This is a genomic window from Chromobacterium sp. FG22, assembly GCF_057809415.1.
In genome coordinates, this window is record NZ_JBMDJX010000013.1 from 36,613 (window position 1) to 54,097 (window position 17,485).

Annotated in this window: 13 protein-coding genes; 6 read left to right on the forward strand and 7 right to left on the reverse strand. The window is 69.8% G+C overall.

Annotated elements, in window-relative coordinates; all coding sequences use genetic code 11:
• Nucleotides 1-7 precede the first annotated feature (7 nt).
• The 7 genes from tssH to tssB all read right to left on the reverse strand — a co-directional run bounded on the left by tssH (nucleotide 8) and on the right by tssB (nucleotide 8,884).
• Nucleotides 8-2,590, reverse strand: coding sequence for a type VI secretion system ATPase TssH (gene tssH / locus ACODSD_RS14060; protein WP_488877633.1), 2,583 nt, complete (start codon nucleotides 2,588-2,590; stop codon nucleotides 8-10).
• Nucleotides 2,587-3,636: a type VI secretion system baseplate subunit TssG gene (gene tssG / locus ACODSD_RS14065; protein ID WP_488877634.1), complete on the reverse strand. Its 1,050-nt coding sequence runs from the start codon at nucleotides 3,634-3,636 to the stop codon at nucleotides 2,587-2,589. The genes tssH and tssG overlap by 4 nt, the downstream gene beginning before the upstream one ends.
• Nucleotides 3,600-5,399 (reverse strand): type VI secretion system baseplate subunit TssF, encoded by a 1,800-nt coding sequence (gene tssF, locus ACODSD_RS14070; RefSeq protein WP_488877635.1) that lies wholly within the window; start codon nucleotides 5,397-5,399, stop codon nucleotides 3,600-3,602. The genes tssG and tssF overlap by 37 nt, the downstream gene beginning before the upstream one ends.
• Nucleotides 5,399-5,866 carry a type VI secretion system baseplate subunit TssE gene (tssE, locus tag ACODSD_RS14075; RefSeq protein WP_107801837.1) on the reverse strand — a complete coding sequence of 156 codons (468 nt, stop codon included), beginning with the start codon at nucleotides 5,864-5,866 and terminating at the stop codon, nucleotides 5,399-5,401. Before tssE ends, tssF begins: the two co-directional genes overlap by 1 nt.
• Before the next feature lie 395 nt (nucleotides 5,867-6,261).
• Nucleotides 6,262-6,759, reverse strand: a complete 498-nt coding sequence (locus ACODSD_RS14080; protein WP_048409970.1) for an Hcp family type VI secretion system effector — start codon at nucleotides 6,757-6,759, stop codon at nucleotides 6,262-6,264.
• Between the two features lie 65 nt (nucleotides 6,760-6,824).
• Nucleotides 6,825-8,303, reverse strand: a complete 1,479-nt coding sequence (gene tssC, locus ACODSD_RS14085; protein ID WP_081545014.1) for a type VI secretion system contractile sheath large subunit — start codon at nucleotides 8,301-8,303, stop codon at nucleotides 6,825-6,827.
• A gap of 35 nt (nucleotides 8,304-8,338) precedes the next feature.
• Nucleotides 8,339-8,884: a type VI secretion system contractile sheath small subunit gene (gene tssB, locus ACODSD_RS14090; protein ID WP_081545015.1), complete on the reverse strand. Its 546-nt coding sequence runs from the start codon at nucleotides 8,882-8,884 to the stop codon at nucleotides 8,339-8,341.
• Nucleotides 8,885-9,159: 275 nt separating this feature from the next.
• Here tssB and ACODSD_RS14095 point away from each other — a divergent pair, with 275 nt between their 5' ends.
• The 6 genes from ACODSD_RS14095 (at nucleotide 9,160) to ACODSD_RS14120 (ending at nucleotide 17,463) form a co-directional block, all read left to right on the forward strand.
• A complete protein-coding gene (locus ACODSD_RS14095) occupies nucleotides 9,160-9,621 on the forward strand; it encodes a hypothetical protein (protein ID WP_488877636.1) in 462 nt (153 codons plus the stop codon).
• Between the two features lie 24 nt (nucleotides 9,622-9,645).
• The gene (gene tssK / locus ACODSD_RS14100; protein ID WP_227108596.1) at nucleotides 9,646-10,992 is read left to right on the forward strand and encodes a type VI secretion system baseplate subunit TssK; all 1,347 of its coding nucleotides are present in this window, start codon (nucleotides 9,646-9,648) and stop codon (nucleotides 10,990-10,992) included.
• The gene (locus ACODSD_RS14105) at nucleotides 10,982-11,746 is read left to right on the forward strand and encodes a DotU family type IV/VI secretion system protein (RefSeq protein ID WP_488877637.1); all 765 of its coding nucleotides are present in this window, start codon (nucleotides 10,982-10,984) and stop codon (nucleotides 11,744-11,746) included. Before tssK ends, ACODSD_RS14105 begins: the two co-directional genes overlap by 11 nt.
• Nucleotides 11,743-15,594, forward strand: a complete 3,852-nt coding sequence (locus ACODSD_RS14110; RefSeq protein WP_107799786.1) for a type VI secretion protein IcmF/TssM N-terminal domain-containing protein — start codon at nucleotides 11,743-11,745, stop codon at nucleotides 15,592-15,594. The genes ACODSD_RS14105 and ACODSD_RS14110 overlap by 4 nt, the downstream gene beginning before the upstream one ends.
• Nucleotides 15,595-15,625: 31 nt before the next feature.
• Nucleotides 15,626-16,726: a type VI secretion system protein TssA gene (tssA, locus tag ACODSD_RS14115; RefSeq protein ID WP_488877638.1), complete on the forward strand. Its 1,101-nt coding sequence runs from the start codon at nucleotides 15,626-15,628 to the stop codon at nucleotides 16,724-16,726.
• Nucleotides 16,727-16,926: 200 nt separating this feature from the next.
• Complete coding sequence (locus ACODSD_RS14120; RefSeq protein WP_488877639.1) at nucleotides 16,927-17,463, forward strand: GNAT family N-acetyltransferase; 537 nt, start codon at nucleotides 16,927-16,929, stop codon at nucleotides 17,461-17,463.
• Nucleotides 17,464-17,485: the final 22 nt, after the last annotated feature.

The window sequence follows — 17,485 nt, forward strand, 5'->3', positions numbered from 1 at the left end:
ATATCTCCTAGGGTTCCAACACCCACTCCGCCAACTTCCCCGTCACCTGCGCCATCAACACGTTCTCGATATCCCGCGCGCCGGCAGAGCTGCATTTAGCCAAAACCGCTTTCACAATGGCCGGGTCGAAGTCGAATTGTTTCCCTGTCGCCGCCTTATAGCGGGCTTGCAGTTTTTCCAGCTTATTGATCACGATGTTTTCCAATGTGCGTTCCGCCAATGGCGGATAGGGCACCACGGTCATGCGGGCGAGGAAGGCGGGGCGGAAGGCTTGTAACAGCGTTTTGCGCAGGCGTTCGTCGAACTGCTGGGTGGCGAGTTGTTCGCCTGGCGTGGTTTGCAATAGCTCCGCCCCCACATTGCTGGTGGCCAGGATGATGGTGTTGTTGAAGTCCACCGTCAGGCCGGTGCCGTCTTCCATGACTCCCTTGTCGAACACGTTGTAGAAGGCTTCCAGCACATCCGGGTGGGCTTTTTCGATTTCGTCCAGCAGCACCACGCTGTAGGGTTTGCGCCGCACCGCTTCGGTCAGCACGCCGCCCTGGCCGTAGCCGACGTAGCCGGGCGGCGCGCCCTTGAGCTGGCTGACGCTGTGGGCTTCCTGGTATTCCGCCAGGTTGACCACGATCAGATTGCGTTCGCCGCCGTAGAGCGCGTCGGCCAGCGCGTAGGCGGTTTCGGTCTTGCCCACGCCGGTGGGGCCGAGCAGCAGGAACACGCCCACCGGTTTGCCGGGGTCGGTCAGGCCGGCGCGGTAGGCCTGGATGCGTTGGGCGATCTTGCCCAGCGCGGCCGGCTGGCCGATCACGCGCTGGCCCATGCGCTGGGCCAGGGTGCGGATGGCGTAGGCTTCGTCGGCCAGCATCTTGCCCACGGGGATGCCGGTCCAGCCGGCGATGACGGCGGCCACCGCCTTGGAATCCACATGCTCCGGCACCAGCGGGTCGTCCTGGCGCAGCGCGTCCAGTCCGGCCTCCAGCCGCGCCAGTTGTTCCGCCAGCCGCAGCGCCGGGTCCGCGGCTTCGTCCTCGTCGGCGGTCGCTGGCCCGTCTTCGGCTTCTTCCAGCAGCAGCGGCGGTTCGCCGGCGGGCAGCTCGGGCTCGCTGGCCAGGAAGTCCAGCAGTTGCTGGCGGGTGCGCAGGATTTCGCGCACCGCGCGCAATTCGTCCTGCCAGCGCACGGTCAGTTCGCGCATGGCTTGCAGCTGGCGCGCGCTGTCTTGGCGCAGCGCGGCGATGCGGGCGGCGTGGTCCAGGCCGGTGGCCTGTTCGTTCAGCAGCCGCTCCAGTTCCTCGTCCAGCATGGCCTGGCGGTGGCGCAGGTTTTCCAGCTGCGGCGGCTGGTCGTGCTGGGCCAGCGCCACGCGGGCGCAGGCGGTGTCCAGCACGCTGATGGCCTTGTCCGGCAGCTGGCGGCCGGAGATGTAGCGGTGGGACAGTTTGACCGCGTCGTGGATGGCGGCGTCCAGGATGCGCACGCCGTGGTGTTGTTCCAGCCGGGCGGCGACGCCGCGCAGCATGGCCACGGCGCGGTCTTCGTCCGGTTCTTCCACTTGCACCGGCTGGAAGCGCCGCGCCAGCGCCGGGTCGCGCTCGAAGTATTTCTTGTATTCCTGCCAGGTGGTGGCGGCCACGGTGCGCAGCTCGCCGCGCGCCAGCGCCGGCTTGAGCAGGTTGGCGGCGTCGCTGTGGCCCTCGGCCGCGCCGGCGCCCACCAGGGTGTGGGCTTCGTCGATGAACAGGATGATGGGCCGGGCGGCGGCGCGGATGTCGTCCATCACGCTTTGCAGCCTTTGTTCGAATTCGCCCTTGAGCCCGGCGCCGGCTTGCAGCAGGCCCAGGTCCAGCGCCAGCAGGCCGACGCCGGCCAGCGCCGGCGGCACTTCCTCGTGGGCGATGCGCAGCGCCAGGCCTTCCGCCACCGCGGTTTTGCCCACGCCGGGCGCGCCCACCAGGATGGGGTTGTTCTGGCGGCGGCGAAGCAGGATGTCCAGGCATTGGCGGATTTCGCCGTCGCGGCCGACGATGGGGTCGATGCGGCCGGCGCGGGCGTCGGCCACCAGGTCGTGGGTGAAGCGCGCCAGCGCGCCGGCCGGCTCCGCCGCGGCGGCGGACGGGGCTTCGCGCGAGGCGGCGGCCCAGGCGTCCAGTTGTTCGCTCAGCGGCTGGCGCGGCGCGCGCAGCAGGCAGGGCGCGCCGATCAGCAGCAGATTGCGCAGTTCGTCGCGCTCCAGCAGGGTGAGCAGCAGCAGGCCGGAGCGGATGCTGGCCTGCTGGCGCAGCGTGGCCAGCAGCAGCGCTTCCTTGAGCCAGGCCACGGTGTGGCTGGAGAAGGCCGGGGCGCGGGTTTCGCCGCGCTTGAACTGGTCCAGGCTGCGGCGCAGCTCCGCGCTCAGCTGGTCTGTGCTCAGGCCCAGCTTGGGCAGCAGCAGCGGCAGGTCGCCGTTGGGCAGTTCCAGCAGCTCCAGCAGCACGTGTTCGATTTCCACGTAGTAGTGGCTTTGTTGCAGGCAGCGCTGGGCGGCCAGCTCCAGCGCCTTGCGGCAGCTGGGGTTGAGGCGGGCCACCAGTTCGGACAGTTCGGCGCTCATGCCGGGTCCTCGCCGGCCGGGGGCGGCCGTTGCAGCCGGGTGTCCAGCTGTCGCGCTCCGCCGGGGCCGCCCAGCCAGCTGTCCCAGCTCAGCCGCGGCGCGGCGCGGGCTTGCAGCTTGAGCGCGGCGGCCGGCGCTTGCCACAGCAGGCTGAGCTGGATGTCCAGGTCCGGGCCAAAGTAGAACACCGCCAGCGCGGCCAGCGCGCGGTGGCGTTCGCCGCCGGGCAGGAAGGCGCGGTAGCCGGCCGGGTCCAGCGGGCCCACGGTGAGGCGGATGCCGGCGTGTTCGTCCCAGGCGCGGCGGCCGGCCAGCGCGCCCTGGCCCAGCGCGGCGTTGCGGCCGTGGGGGCCGATGCGGGTGCGGCTGGCCGGCGGGATCTCGCGCCAGCCGCCGGCGTAGGGGCTGGCTTGCACCGGCGCGGCCAGGTGGCGGCTGGCCAAGGCGGCGAAGCCGGCCAGCGAGCGGCGGCGGTCCGCCAGCAGGGCGGCGCGGGCCAGCAGCGCGGCGTCCGGCACCGCCTGGCGTTGTTGCAGGCCGGCGGGCAGCAGGCCGCACAGGCTGAGCAGCAGCGGCCGCGCCGGGCTGAGCCGCGGCGCGGCGAAGCTGGGCGCCAGCCGGTATTTGCGCTGGGCGCGGTAGAGCAGGGCCAGCAGCCGGTGCTGGAACAGTTGCAGGAATTCCGCCGGCGCGTGGTCTTTGTCCTGGCGGCGTTGTTGCAGCCATTCCTGGTAGGCGTAGGGCAGCGGGCCGTCCGGGCCGCCCAGGCCGAAGGACTCGACATCGAGCGCCGGCTGGCCGTCGCGCGCGTCGCCGCCCAGCGCGCCCGGTTCCAGCGCGCTCAGTTCGCTGGCGGCGAAGGCGGGCAGCAGCGGGCCGCGCAGCCGCAGCGCCTCGCGCGCCGGGTCCGCGCCCTGGCCCAGCGGCGCGGCTTGCGGCGTCAGCCGTTCCAGCAGCATCACCGCCTGGGCGAATTCAAAGCCCTGCGGCCGCGTCAGCAGCCGCTCGGCTACAGAACCAGGCTGGGGCCGGGCGGGGGCTGCCATGTCTGGATCTCCTGTTGCTGGTGGACGAGTCGGGTGCGCACGAAGCGGTTGGCGTGGGCGTAGAGGGCGAAGAAGTGGGCGAGCACGGCGGCGAACAGCACGCGGCTGCCGCCGGCGAAGCAGGCCGGGTCCAGCTCCAGCGTCAGCAGCAGGCCGTTGCGCCAGCCGCGCCAGGCGTCGGCGCCGACGTGGTCGACGATGCGTTCGCTGCCGAGCGCGACGATGCCTTCGATCTGGCGGCGCGCGGCCGGCTGTTCGCCCAGATTGTGCAGCGCCAGCATTTCGCGCAGCGCGGCCAGCGCTTGCGGGCCTTCGCTCAACGACAGGTGGTTGAGGCTGAGCTGGGACACCAGTTTCCAGCGCGAGGCGCCGTCCAGCGCGGCTTCGGTTTGCGGCCGCGGCGGGCGCAGCAGCCGCGCCTGGCCCACCGGGCCGGGCAGTTCGAACATCAGCGGCGCGCCGGCCGGCAGTTGCTCGGCCAGGTGGCGGTTGGTGCATAGCAGCTCGGCGGTGAGGCTGAGCTCGCTGGCGGCCAGCGGGTCGAAATCGGCGTCCACCAGGGTGAGCAGCATGTCGCTGCCGGGGCGCAGCCGGTTGAGGCCGCGCACGCGGCGCGCGTGCCAGTAGCGGCCGTCGCCGCCCTCGCCGTGGCTGCAGGCGAAGTAGGGGGCGATGCGGCGCGCGCCGTCCGGGCCGGCGGCGCGCAGCTGGCGGATGGAGTGGATTTCCACGCTGTGGTCGCGGTGGGCGTCGGCCACCAGCAGGTATTCGCTGCGGCTGCCGTCCGGGCGCAGCGGCTCTGAGGTGTGCGGAAACAGATTGATCACCGGCGCGCAGCCCAGCGCGATGTCGCCGTGCTGGATGCCCAGGCGGCCGGCCGGCGCGCGCTCGAAGGCGATGACGATTTCCAGCTGCCGCTCCGCCTGGCGCGGCAGGCTGAGCGGCAGGTCGAAGAAGGCGAATTTTTCCGGGCAGGCGAAGTATTCCGCCAGCAGCGCGTGCGCCGGGTGCACGCCGTCCTCGGCCGGCAGCAGCGCTTCGTCGGCGCCAAAGCCGCAGGCGCGCGGCAGCGCGCCGGGGCGGATGGAGGGCGCGAGGCCGGGCCGCTCCGGCAGCCGGCAGCTGATTTGCAGGCTGTGGGCGGACAGTAGGTCGTAAAGCGCGGCGGCGTTGAGCGGGGAGCCGGCCAGGTGGATGCGCAGGCTGTTCAGCGGCAGCGCGCCCAGCGGCTCCGGCCCCAGTTTCTCCAGCCGCAGCACCAGGGCGGCGCGCGCCTGGGCCAGGCCGCTGGCGGCCTGGGCTTCGTCCTCGGTCAGCAGGCTGGCGTCGGCGAGCCGCAGCGGCCACAGGGTGACGGCGGCGCTGGTGCGAAAGCGCAGGCTGTCGCCGGCGGTGGTGGCCACGAACAGCGGGGTGCCGCGTTCGATGCGGTAGCCGGCGTCCAGCTTGCCCTTGTCCGGGTCCGGCTCGAAGCGGGCGATGGCGCAGGAGGGCATGGGCCGCAGCGCGTGCGGGTAGAGCTGTTCCAGCAGCGCGTCGGTGAGTTCGGAGTAGTCGTCGTCCAGCCGGCGTTGCAGCCGAGCGCAGAGCAGGGCGAAGCCTTCCAGCAGCCGCTCCACTTGCGGGTCCGGGCATTCGCCGTCGCTCAGTTGCAGGCGGTGGGCCACCTTGGGGTAGCGTTGGGCGAATTCGCCGCCGGCGTGGCGCAGGTAGGCGAGTTCGCGTTGGTAGTAGTCCAGCAGGCGCGGGTCCAGCGATTCCATCAGCCGGCGTCCTCGCAGGCGGTGAGCCGCGCGCCGGACGGGTCCAGCTCGGCGACGAAGGCGGCCGGCCAGCGGCTGCCCTCGGCCTGGAGTTCGCCGTCTATGCGCACGCTGAGAAGCAGGCCGCGGCCCGGCACGGTGTCCACGCTGACGCGCGGCGCGGCCAGCCGGGGTTCGAAGCTGCGTATCGCCTGGCGGATCTCGCGCGCCAGCCGCTGGCGGTCTTCGGCGCGCTCCGGGTGCAGCGCGCTCCAGTCCGCCACGCCGTAGTCGATGACGCTGAGTTCGGCCAGGTAGGGCTGTGCCGCGCGGCGGCTGGACAGCAGCCGTGCCAGTTCCGCCCGCACCGATTCCTGCAGCCGGCGGCGGTCCACCCGCAGCAGCGGCTCGGCCTCCAGCCGCTGCCGCGGTTCGGCGTCGGCCAGCAGTTCGAACAGACCCGGGCGAAACTGGGCGGCTTGGCGCATCGCGGTATCCTAAAAGTGCATGGGCCATGGAAAAACGCTTGGCCCCGAAACCCACGTAAAGACAGGAAAGAAATCTTTCTTGCCACGGAAGCGCACGGAAAACACGGAACAAGACAACAGCCGTGGTCATCGCTCACGCAAGCCCGGTGCCGCCTTTGGGTTTGTCCGTGTTTTTCCGTGGCTAAGCCACAAAACCCACGTAAAGACAGGAAAGAAATCTTTCTTGCCACGGAAGCGCACGGAAAGCACGGAACAAGACAACACCCGTGGTCATGAAGTCCATGCAAGCCCGATGCTTCCTTTGGGTTTGTCCGTGTTCTTCCGTGTGCTGCCGTGGCCAAAAGACCCCGGAACGCCCGCTGTGCTGATGGGCTTCCGCGGCGGATTCAATCGACTTATTTGGAGTACTTGTTGGCGGCCAGGTCCCACACCGCGGCGGCGTTGCCGTCCTTGGCGCCGGTGTCTTTCTGGGTGGTCAGCTCCCACTTGATCTTGGTGAAGTTGAGCGAGAGGTTTTCCACCGGCTTGCCGCCGGTGCCGCCGCTGACGCTGACATTGGACAGGATGGCGTTGGTCAGGGTGTAGACGATGTAGGGCAGCACCTTGCCGCTGCTGTCGGCCGCGTTGCGGCCGATGGTGATCTTGACCTCGGGGATGTTCTTGCCCTGGCAGCAGTAGGCGTTGAGTTCCGGCGTGGATTTGTCGGTGAACTTGGTCAGGCTGAATTCGCCGATATGCGGCTTGCCGGAGGTGCGTTCGGTGTTGCTGACGTCGTTGGTCACCTGCATGGCCACGTTGTGGCTGTAGGACAGCACTTCGATCTTGTCGGTGTAGCCTTCCAGCTTGCACTCGCCCTTGATGTCGCTGCCCAGGTCCAGAATGATGGCGTCCATTGCTATGTGTTCTCCGTGTTATGAGAAGTATTGGGCCCGCCGCGCGGCGGGCCCTTGGTGTGGCGTCAGGCGGCGGCCGGCGGCGGCAGCTCCGCCACCAGGCGGATGGACGCGGTCAGTTCTTCCAGCTGGAAGTGCGGGCGCAGGAAGACGGTGGCGCGGTAGGCGCCGGGCTTGCCCGGCACTTCGGTCACGTCCACCCGCGCTTCGCGCAGCGGGTACTGGGCCTTCACTTCCTGCGGCGCGTTGTCGTTGACCAGCACGTAGTCCGCTATCCAGTTGTTCAGATAGGTTTCCACATTGTCGCGGGTCAGGAAGCTGCCGATCTTGTCGCGCATGATCACCTTGATGTAGTGGGCGAAGCGCGAGGCGGCCAGCACATAGGGCAGCATCGCGGAGATGCGCGCGTTGGCGTTGGCGGCGTTGGTGTTGTAGACCTTGGGCTGGTTGGCGCTCTGGCCGCCGAAGAACACCGCCAGATCGGTGTTTTTCTTGTGACACAGCGCGATGAAGCCCAGGCCGTCCAGTTCTTTCTCGCGGCGGTCGGTGATGGCGATCTCGGTCGGGCATTTGAGCGCGATGTCGCCGGACACGGTGCCGAAGGTGTGGGCCGGCAGGCCTTCCACCGCGCCGCCGCCTTCCACGCCGCGGATGGCCGCGCACCAGCCGTATTTGGCGAAGGCGTCGGTGATGCGCTGGCCCAGCGCGTAGGCGGCGTTGCCCCACAGGTATTTGCCGTGGTCGGTGCCGTTGACGTCTTCCACGTAGTTCATGCCCTCGGTGGGCTTGGTGTCCGGGCCGTAGGGCAGGCGCAGCAGGATGTGCGGCAGCACCAGGCTGACGTAGCGGGAGTCCTCGCTGGCGCGGAAGGAGCGCCATTTGATCAGCTCGGCGCTTTCAAAAGCCTTGGACAGGTCGCGCGGCACCGCCAGTTCGGTGAAGCTGCTCATGTCGAACAGGCGCGGGCTGGCGGCGGAGATCAGCGGCGCGTGCGCGGCGGCGGCCACATTGGACAGCTTCTCCAGCAGCGCCACGTCCTGCGGATGGCGGCCAAACTCGTAATCGCCGATCAGCAGGCTGATGGGGTGGCCGCCGAAGGTGCCGTATTCTTCCTCGTAAATCTTCTTGAACAGCGCGCTCTGGTCGAATTCCACCGCCTTTTCCAGATCGTTCTGCAGCTCGTCCTTGGTGGCGTTGAGCAGGCGCAGCTTCAGGCGGCTGCTGGTTTCGGTGTTCATCACCAGGAAGTGCAGGCCGCGCCAGGAGGCTTCCATCTTCTGCACGTCCGGGTGGTGCAGGATGTTGTTGAGCTGCTTGCTCAGCAATTGGTCGATGATGGCGATGCGGTGGTTGATCATGGCCACGGTGTCTTTGTCGATGGCCATGCCTTCGTCCAACACCTGGGTGGCGAATTCGGACAGCAGGTCCTTGGCGTACTCCTGCTGGATGTCGTCGTGGGCCATGCGGCCTTCCTGGATGATGCGGTCCAGCAGCGACAGCGAGGCGGCGTCGCCGCTGGGCGCTTCGGCTTGGGTCTTAGCCATGAGATGTCTCCGGTATCAGGGGGTCGGGCGGGGCGTCAGGCGGCCGGCGGCGCGTCCGGCGCCGGCGCGGCTTCCGCGGCGGCCGGGGCCTCCGGGCGGGCGCTCTTGATCTTTTGCAGTTCCTCGGTGTTGGCCACCACGTCCTGCAAGAGCTTGTCCAGTTCGTCGTTGCCGTCCAGCTTGGTCAGCAAGTCGCGCAGCTTCTGGCGCGCCTCGTACAGCCGGCGCAGCGGGGTGACTTGCTTGACGATGTTGACCGGGTCGAAGTCGTCGAAGTGGTTGAACTTCAGCTCCACATTGAGCTTGCTGCCGTCGTCGGACAGCGCGTTGTCCACCTGGGCGGTGACGCGCGGCGTCAGCGAGGCCAGCACGGCGTTGAAGTTGTCGCGGTCTATCTCCACGAAGCGGCGCTCGCTGAGCTTGGGCAGCGGCTGCTCCTGCTTGCCGGCCAGGTCCGCCATGATGCCTACCACCAGCGGCAGCTCCCGTTTTTCCAGGGCGTTGCCGATTTCCACGTCATACGTGATTTGCACGCGGGGCGGACGAATCCGGTCCAGCTTGTGCTGTGTGCTCTCTGCCATAACAGACCTCGATCGGTTGGGAAGCTGGGGACGCCGACGGCGGGCCGCGTATCCGGTCCGCTTGGGCGAAACTGCATGATTGTCAGACCATTGTTGCCCGGCCGGGCCTGGTCGTTCTTTTCCATTGAAGCCGGCTCAAGCCGCCGCATGGAAGCCCTTTTTGCTGACAAATGCTTGCAACTTGCATTTTTCAATGACCATGGCTTAACAATTCCTATAGAACTGTCGGCGTTTTTTTGCCAATATTATTTGCAATGGATAATGGCGTCGGGGTGATGCGGATGCGCAACGGGTATCTGGCTGGGCTGTTCTGCGTTTTGGCTTTGGGCTTGGGCGGGTGCTCGTCGCTGGGCTTCGGCCCCTCGGTCAAATTGCAGGCGGCCACGCTGGACGTGGTCAGCATGGCCAACGACGACACGCCGCTGGCGGTGGACTTCGTCGCCGCCAAGGACCCGGAGCTGTACAAGCTGCTGCTGGGGCTGCCGGCGGCCAAGTGGTTTGAGCAGCGCGAGCAGCTGCTGCGCGACTACCCGGCGGATCTCAAGGTGTGGGAGCTGGAGCTGGTGCCGGGCCAGCATCTGGAAACCGAGGACGTGCCGATACGGGGCGAATCCGCGGCCGGCCTGCTGGTGTACGCCAGCTACGCCGGACCGGGCATGCACCGGCTGAGCCTGGACGCGCGCAAGAAGGTCTGGCTGCGCTTTGAAAGCAAGAATATGCGGCTGATGGAGCCGTAGCGGGGGGAGAGCGGTTTGAAAGCAGTGCCACAGGCGGTGTGTTGGTACGAGGGGATGCAGTTGCTGCCCCAGCATTTTCAATGGCAGGCGCTGAGGGCGGACGGGGTGTCCGCGGCGCTGGCGGCGGCGGCCCAGCCGCTGTATTGGGGCGTGCTGGAGCTGGAGCTGGACGAGGCGGCGCTGGCCGGCGGCGTGGCGCGGGTGTCCGCGCTGGAGGCAGTGTTGCCGGACGGCTTGCCGCTGCGCTTCGACGCCGGCGACGGCGCGGCGCTCAGCTGCGACGTGACGGCCGCCGCGGCGGAGGCGCCGGGCCGCACGGTGACGGTTTACCTGGCTTTGCCGCCCCTGTGGCGCGCCGGCCGGCTGGACCCGGCCGCCGGACGTTTCCGCTCGGAAAACAGCGAGGCGGTGCCGGATTTGAGCAGCGGGGAGAACCCGGCCAGCCTGACGCTGTGGCGGCCGGACATCCGCCTGGTCACCGAGGCCGAACGCGCCGACATGATCTGCCTGCCGTTGTTGCGCATCGCCCAGCAGGGCGGCGGCTTTGCCCGCCGCGCCTACGCGCCGCCGTCGCCGCGGCTGCTGCCGGACAGCCTGCTGGGGCGCAAGGTGGCGGCGCTGTGCGCCAAGGCGCGCGAAAAATGCGTCTTCCTCAGCGGACGTCTGCGCCAGGCCAAGGAGGCCGGCAAGGACGACGATATCGACGAAATCCGCCGCCAGCTGGCGGCGCTGTGGGCGCGGCTGCCGGAGACGGAAGCCGCGCTGGGCAGCCGCGCCGCCCATCCGGCCGCCCTGTTCGGCCTGCTGGCCGGCATGGCCGGCTCGCTGACCGCGCTGGACCCGGGCGCCGGCGCGCCGGTGTTCCCGGCCTTCAATTACCAGGAACTGCTGGCCAGCTACGAGCCGCTGCTGAACTGGCTGTCCGCCGCGCTGGACCGGGTGCGCGCCGGTTACCGCAGCCTGCCGTTCAACCGCGACGAAGAAGGTTTCTGGATCGTCTTGCCGGAGGCCGCGCGCGATAGCGGGCGCTTGATCGTCGGCCTGCGCATGCCCGGCGGCGCGCCGGATTCCGCCGCCCAGCAATGGCTGGGCCAGGCCATCATCGCCTCCGAATCCCATGTGGCCACGCTGGCGCGCCAGCGCATGCGCGGCTTGTCCTTCCAGCCGCTGGACCGCGCCGAACAAGTGGCTTACAGCGTGGGCGACGACACCCGGCTGTTCGCCGTGCTGGCCAACGGCGACTGGCTGCAAGCGGATCAGCCGCTGAGGATGACGCTGCCGGCCGGCGGCGCGGCGCTGGAGCCGTGGGAGGCGCTGCTCTTCGTCGCGGACCCGCGCGAGGACGCCGATGGAGAACGCCATGCTGGATAGCGCGCTGTCCCAGCCGCTGGGGGCGCTGGCGCAAGCGCCGCTGAGCGCCACTTTCGAAGACGCTTACGCCGAATGGCTGCAAGTGTTCCGGGAACTGGCCGGCGGCGGCCACAAGGCCGAAACCGCCGCCGAACTGGCGGCCGAGCAGGGCGGGCTGCTGGCGCGGCGCTTGAGCCGCGCCGCCGGCGCGCGCGTGGGCGCGGCCGGGCAGAGCCAGATCGAGGCCTTGCAGTATCTGTTCGTCGCGCTGATAGACGAGCGGCTGTTGTTCGACGACTGGCCGGGGCAGAGCCTGTGGCAGACCACGCCGCTGGAGCAGCGGCTGTTCGGCAGCCGCGCCGCCGGCGACAAGGTGCCGGCGCTGATCGAGCGGGTCTTGCGCGAGCGCGATCCGGCCGGGCGCGATCTGGCCAATGTCTGCCTGCAAACGCTGACCCTGGGCTTCTACGGCCGGCTGCGCGGGCCGGGCGGGCTGGCCCAGCACGAGGAATGGCGGCGCGAGCTGTTCGCCTTCGCCTACCAGCGCGACGCCGACATCCGCAGCCTGGCGCCGGCGCTGGAGCGCAGCAGCAATGTGCCGCCGCTGCGGCTGACGGTGCGGCGCATGCTGCCGGACGGCTTCCGGCTGGCCGTGGGCGTGGCCGCCATCCTGGTGGGCATGTCGGTGGTGGGGCACGCGTTCTGGCACGACATCGTGTCGCGGGTGGAGCCCATGCTGTACCGCGGGGCGGACGGGGACGGGCAGAGCAAATGACGATACAGACCCTAGCCGGCATTGTGCTGCTGACCCTGTTGATCCTGCTGGCGCTGGCGGCGCTGATCTGGTGGCTGCGGCGCGAGGCCGATCCGGCGCGGCGCAGCTTCCGCGGCTCGGTGCGCCGCTTCGAGCGCGAGATCGGCGCGGAAGACCGCTACCAGACCCCCTGGGTGCTGGCGGTGGGCGACCGGGTGCGCAATGTGGAGGCCTTGTGCGCCTCGCTGCAGCTGAAGAGCGAGGGCGAGGCCAATTGGTTCGGCCGCTGGTGGTACGGCGGGGACGGCGCGGTGCTGGTGATACCGGACGATATGTTCAGCCATCCGGAAGGCGCGCTGGCGCCGCTGTCGGCCTGGCGGCGGCTCTTGGGCGTGCTCTTGCGCAGCCGCGCCGCGCGGCCGCTGGACGCGCTGATCTGGACCGTGTCCGCCGGCCAGCTGTGGAGCGAGCACCTGGCGGTCAGCGCCGGCCTGGCCGCGGCCAAGAAGTTTTCCGATCTGCAAAGACGGCTGGGCCTGAGCCTGCCCATCTATCTGGTGGTGACCGAGACCGAGCAGGCGCCGGGCTTCCTGGAGCTGGCGCAGGCGCTGCCCCGCGAAGCGCGCGACGCGATGCTGGGCTGGTCCTCGCCCTACGCCGCCAGCGCCGCCTATCAATCCGACTGGATAGAACAGGCTTTGACGCGGCTGCGGCTGACCCTGAGCGAAACCATAGCCGAATTCGGCGCCCTGCAAGGCGGCGTGTCCACGGATCTGTACCTGCTGCCGCGCAGCTTCGAGGCGGTGCGCGCCAATCTGCAGGCGTTGTGCGATCCGGTGTTCCGCGGCAACGCGCTGGGCGAGGCGCCGCAATTGCGCGGCATCTACTTCACCGGCGCCCAGGCCGCGCCGCAGGACGATCTGGAAGAAACCGTCGCGCCGCCGGCGCTGCCCCTGTTCGCCGGCCGGCTGCTGCGCCAGCGGGTGCTGGCGGAGCAGGGCCTGGCCCAGCCGGTGCCGCGCATCCTGCGGCTGCGCCAGCGCTGGCACCGCTGGACCCTGGCCGGCATGGGCTTGTTCGCCGCCCTGTGGCTGGCCGGCATCAGCTGGTACTGGCACGCGGCCACCGACGACGCCGACGCGCTGGGCCGCCAGCTGCGCATTCTGCAACTGGACCGCGGCGGGCCGCGGCCGGAACTGGGCAACGACGCGGCGGCGCGGCAAAGCGTCGCCGCCTTCTGGCGCGCGCTCAAGGACGCGCCCTCGCGCCGTTTCGGCACCTTGCTGCTGCCCACCTCGCTGATGTCCCCGGTGGACGGCCGCATCGACGACACCATCGAATACGCGCTGCGCCGCTCGGTGATGCTGCCCTTGCAACAGCGGCTGCTGCGCGACGCCGAACAAGTGCGGCGCTTGGGCGAGGCCGGCGCGGACAGCGTCAGCGACGACACCGCCGCGCCGGAGAAATGGCCGGCCTATCTGCTGGCGCGGCAACTGGCCGGCGACGCGGTCAAGCTGGAACAGCGCGTCAACCAGTTCAACCACGCGGTGCGCGACGGCAACACCACGCTGGACGAGGCGGCGGAGCTGGCCAACGGCCTGTTCGGCCTCAGCCTGCGCGCGCCGCAGAACGCCCAGCGCGACAATCTGCGCCGCATCCTGCTGTCCAGCGATCAACTGGTGGCCGCGCCGATCGACCTCTCCAAGATCCGGCCGCAGGTGGGCGAACACTTCAGCGGCCTGATGCAAGCCTGGCTCGGCCAGCTCTACACCAATCAAACCTTCGACCTCACCGCCCAGCAATTGCAGAAACAGCTGCTGATGCTGGAGTCCGGCCAAGGCAACTCCTTGCCGGAACTGGACAGCGTGGCCGGCCACATCGGCCTGCTGCAAAGCCTGGTCAACGCCACCAACAGCGCCTGGAGCCGCGCCGCCGGCCAGGACCTGGTGCCCGGCTACAGCGCGATGCTGGACGGCGCGCGCCGCTCCAGCCTGATAGGGCGGGACGCGGTGGCGCGGGTGGTGGACCATTCCGCGGTGGCGCGCCAGGAATTCCGCAAGCGCTGGCTGGGCGGCGTGGGCGCCAGCTCGGCGCTGCTGGCGCAAGGGCCGTCCGGCGGCCTGGAGCTGCAGGACCAGGTGCTCAAGCTGAACGTGACCCTGGCCTCGCTGCTGAAACAGGACTTCGTCGCCAGCGCGCGGGCGCAGGGCGAAAGCGGCCCGACGGCGGGCGGGCTGGCGAATATGGACGCCGACGCGATGACGGCGGCGCTGCGTCATTACGACGGCTACCAGAAATACCTGGCCGGCAGCGCCGGCCAGATGCCGCCGGCCTACCGCAAGGGCCTGGAGCGCGCCTTGCAGGACAGCGCGGCGCGGGCGATGTGGGCCGCCCTGAGCAGCCGCCGCGCCGAGCCGTCGGTTGGCCTGAACGGCGGTTCCATCGACGAGGGCAACGCCTTCGACGCCCAGGCCAAGGCCGCCACCCCGGTGCTGGCGGCGCTGGACGAACTGGCCCAGCCCGCCTTCCGCGACAGCGTGCTGCGCGAGATGGACCGGCGCGCGCTGCAATCCTTGCGCCACGCGGAGCGCAGCCTGCAAGGGCTGGGCTTGTACCAGCCGCTGCAGGGCAGCTTCCGCTGGTGGGACGGCTCGCGCAACGCCGGCGCCCGCGCCTTCCGCGCCGGCGGCGCGCGCGAGCTGCAGCAATACCTGGGCGCGCAGCTGGAGCTGGTGGGCAATCTGACCCAGGCCCAGGCGCCGGCGCTGAGCTGGCTGGCCTCGCACAAATCCTCGTTGCCGGTCAGCGACCAGCAATTGCAGCAACGCTGGCAAAGCGCCGCCGTCGAACTGCGCCACTACAAGGAAAAGGCCGCCAACAGCGCGCCGGCGGTGCTGGAAACCATGATCGTCAAGGATTTCAACGAGATGGACGTGGGCAATTGCCGCGCGGTGCTGGACCAGGTGGAGCTGCCGGCCGCCGGCAACGTCTTCTCCGACCGCGCCCAGACCCTGGTCAGCCTGGCCAGCGACCGCTGCGGCGCGCTGCGCACCCAGGCCGGCGCCGCCGCCTACCAGAAGCTGAGCGCCTTCTTCAATCAATACCTGGCCAACCGCTTCCCCTTCGCCGCCAAGCTGGCGGCGCCGGACGCCGCGCCGGAGCGGGTGGCGGAATTCATGCGCCTGATGGACGACAGCGGCGGGCTGGCGGCCGCCGGCCTGCAGGACCTCAAGTCCGGCCAGGCCCAGGCGGCGCGGCGCTTCCTGGACGCGGCCAAGGCGGCGCGCGCCTGGCTGGGCCCGATGTTCGCCCGCGAGGGCGGCGGACCGTGGCAGGGCGTGGACGTGGAAGTGCGCTGGCGCACCGACCGCGAACACGAACAGGCGGCGGACCAGGTGATCGAATGGACGCTGGCCAGCGGCGGCCAGCGCCTGCGCTACCCCGGCGGCGACGGCCAGCGCCTGCACTGGAACATCGGCCAGCCGGTGACGGCGACCCTGCGCTGGGCCAAGGAATCGCAACAGGCGCCGGTGGAGGATTCGACGCAAAGCGGGCTGACCGTGTTCGACCGGCTGGCCAGCTGGAACTACGGCGGACAATGGGGCTTGCTGCGCTTATTGCGCGAGAACAATTCGCCGCTGCGCACCAATAGCGTGGAAGGCGTCAACGATGTGGGCCTGATGCTGGCGCTGCCGGTGCGCAACCCGGCCTTGCTGGGCAACGGCGACGCGCAGATGTTTTTGCGGCTGACCTTGCAGGCGCCGGGCGGCAAGAGCGGCCTGGCCGTGGCCAGCCTGCCGTACGCCGCGCCGCCGTCGCCGTTCCGCGCGGCCGCCAATCCGCGGCTGGCCGCGATAGAGGGCAGCTGATGCGCGCTTTGAACACCTTGAGGAAACGGCCATGAGCGCCATGTCGAGTCTGGAAACCCTGTTGCAACCCATCGCCGCGGACAATCCCGGCGGCGAGCCGCTGCGCTACGCGCCGGAATACGACCAACTGCGCGAACTGCGGCGCGAGGACGATCCCAGCCTGCCCGCCGGCATCTGGGAAAGCGATTTGAAGCGCGCGGACTGGTCCGGCGTGGAGCGCCTCGCCTCCGCGCTGCTGGCCGAGCGCAGCAAGGATTTGATGGTGGCCGGCTGGCTGGGGGAATCCTGGCTGCACCTGCTGGGCCTGCCCGGCCTGGAAGCGGCGCTGGCGTTGAGCGCGCAGTGCTGCGAGCAGTACTGGGACAGCCTGCACCCCTTGCCGCAGCAAGACGATCTGAGCTTTCGCACCGGCCCGCTGGAATGGCTGGCCAAAACCTACGCCGCCACGCTGGCGGCCCAGGTGCCCTTGCTGGACGCGCCGCCGCCGCAGGGGCGGCAGCCGCTGACCCTGCGGCAGTGGCAGGACCTCAACCGCCGGCTGCTGGCCGGCGGCGACGAGGGCAAGCTGGAGCGCGAACAGGCGCGCCACGAGCAGCAGAAGCTGAACGACTGGGTGCGCGCGCTGCCGCCGGCCGCGCTGGAGGAGAGCCGCGGCGCGCTGGCGCGCAGCCGGCAATGGCTGGCGCGGCTGCAGAGCTGGTGCGACGAACGCATGGGCGCGGACGCGCCGTCCTACGCGCCCTTGAGCCAGACGCTGGAGCAGGCGGCGCAAGCCTTGCAGGAACTGGCCGTCCTGCATCCCGGCCCGCCGCCGGAGCCGGAAGCCGCCGCCGTCGACCAGGCCGAGGCCGCCGCGCCGCCGGTCCTGGCCGAAGCCGGCCACGGCGCGCCGCCGCCGGCGTCCGCGCCCGTTTTCGCCCAGCGCGAGCCGCAGGGGCGGGAGGACGCTTACCGCCAGCTGCGCGGCATCGCCGATTATCTGGCGCGCACCGAGCCGCACAGCCCGGTGCCCTATCTGATCTACCGCGCGGTGGAGTGGGGGGAGAAGCCTTTGCGGGAGCTGCTGGCGGAGCTGATAGACAGCGACGCCGAGGCGCGGCGGCTGTGGTCCCTGCTGGGGGTGTTGCCTTAGAACCTGTTTATGATCTGCTGCGCGTCGGCGATACGGCGAACAAGCTCAATATGCTCATTGCCTCTTGTACACTTCGCTTTTTCGCTTGTTTTCGCCTTGTCTCGCCCTTGTGCGCGAGGCTTTGAGCAGGCGTTTAAAAACGGGGCTTGAGGCGGAGAAGCCGCCTCCCGCTTGACGGGCATTCAGTGAAGGACGGCCAGATGGCGAATGTGGAGTGGAACGGGCTGATCATCCGCCGCGCAAGCACGGCCGACGCGCCCGCGGTATTGAAAATTTTCGATGAAATCATCGCCTGGTTCGTCGCCATGGGCAACGCGGAGCAATGGGGAAGCGAGCCGTGGTCAAGCCAGCCGCGACAAGTGGAGCGGGTGGTCGAGGCGTGCTCGCTGCCGGGAGCGTGGGTGGCGGAGGAGGGAGGCGGCGCCGTGTTGGCCGCCTTGGTGCTGGGGGAGGCCATGCCCTATGCGCCGGCCGCGACGGAGCCCGAAATCTACGTGCGCTTGCTGGTCGCCTCCCGCCGCTCCGGCGCGCGGGGCGTCGGCCGGCGTTTGATGGCTTTCGCGGACGAACAGGCGAGGCTGGCCGGCGTCAAGCGCTTGCGCGTGGATTGCTATGGCGGGGGCACGGGGGCCCTGGCGCGTTTTTACGAGTCCTGCGGTTATGAGCGCATCGCCGCATTCGACGTGGACGGCTGGCCCTGCCAGCTGCTGGAGCGCGTTCACGCTCCCGCGAGCTAGGGCGAGGCCGCTTGGGAAAGCG

Bases quoted from the DNA above. Each gene is read 5' to 3' on its own strand.
- tssH (WP_488877633.1), bottom strand. From the start codon at position 2,590: ATGAGCGCCGAACTGTCCGAACTGGTGGCCCGCCTCAACCCCAGCTGC.
- tssG (WP_488877634.1), bottom strand. From the start codon at position 3,636: ATGGCAGCCCCCGCCCGGCCCCAGCCTGGTTCTGTAGCCGAGCGGCTG.
- tssF (WP_488877635.1), bottom strand. From the start codon at position 5,399: ATGGAATCGCTGGACCCGCGCCTGCTGGACTACTACCAACGCGAACTC.
- tssE (WP_107801837.1), bottom strand. From the start codon at position 5,866: ATGCGCCAAGCCGCCCAGTTTCGCCCGGGTCTGTTCGAACTGCTGGCC.
- ACODSD_RS14080 (WP_048409970.1), bottom strand. From the start codon at position 6,759: ATGGACGCCATCATTCTGGACCTGGGCAGCGACATCAAGGGCGAGTGC.
- tssC (WP_081545014.1), bottom strand. From the start codon at position 8,303: ATGGCTAAGACCCAAGCCGAAGCGCCCAGCGGCGACGCCGCCTCGCTG.
- tssB (WP_081545015.1), bottom strand. From the start codon at position 8,884: ATGGCAGAGAGCACACAGCACAAGCTGGACCGGATTCGTCCGCCCCGC.
- ACODSD_RS14095 (WP_488877636.1), top strand. From the start codon at position 9,160: ATGCGGATGCGCAACGGGTATCTGGCTGGGCTGTTCTGCGTTTTGGCT.
- ACODSD_RS14105 (WP_488877637.1), top strand. From the start codon at position 10,982: ATGCTGGATAGCGCGCTGTCCCAGCCGCTGGGGGCGCTGGCGCAAGCG.
- ACODSD_RS14110 (WP_107799786.1), top strand. From the start codon at position 11,743: ATGACGATACAGACCCTAGCCGGCATTGTGCTGCTGACCCTGTTGATC.
- tssA (WP_488877638.1), top strand. From the start codon at position 15,626: ATGAGCGCCATGTCGAGTCTGGAAACCCTGTTGCAACCCATCGCCGCG.
- ACODSD_RS14120 (WP_488877639.1), top strand. From the start codon at position 16,927: ATGGCGAATGTGGAGTGGAACGGGCTGATCATCCGCCGCGCAAGCACG.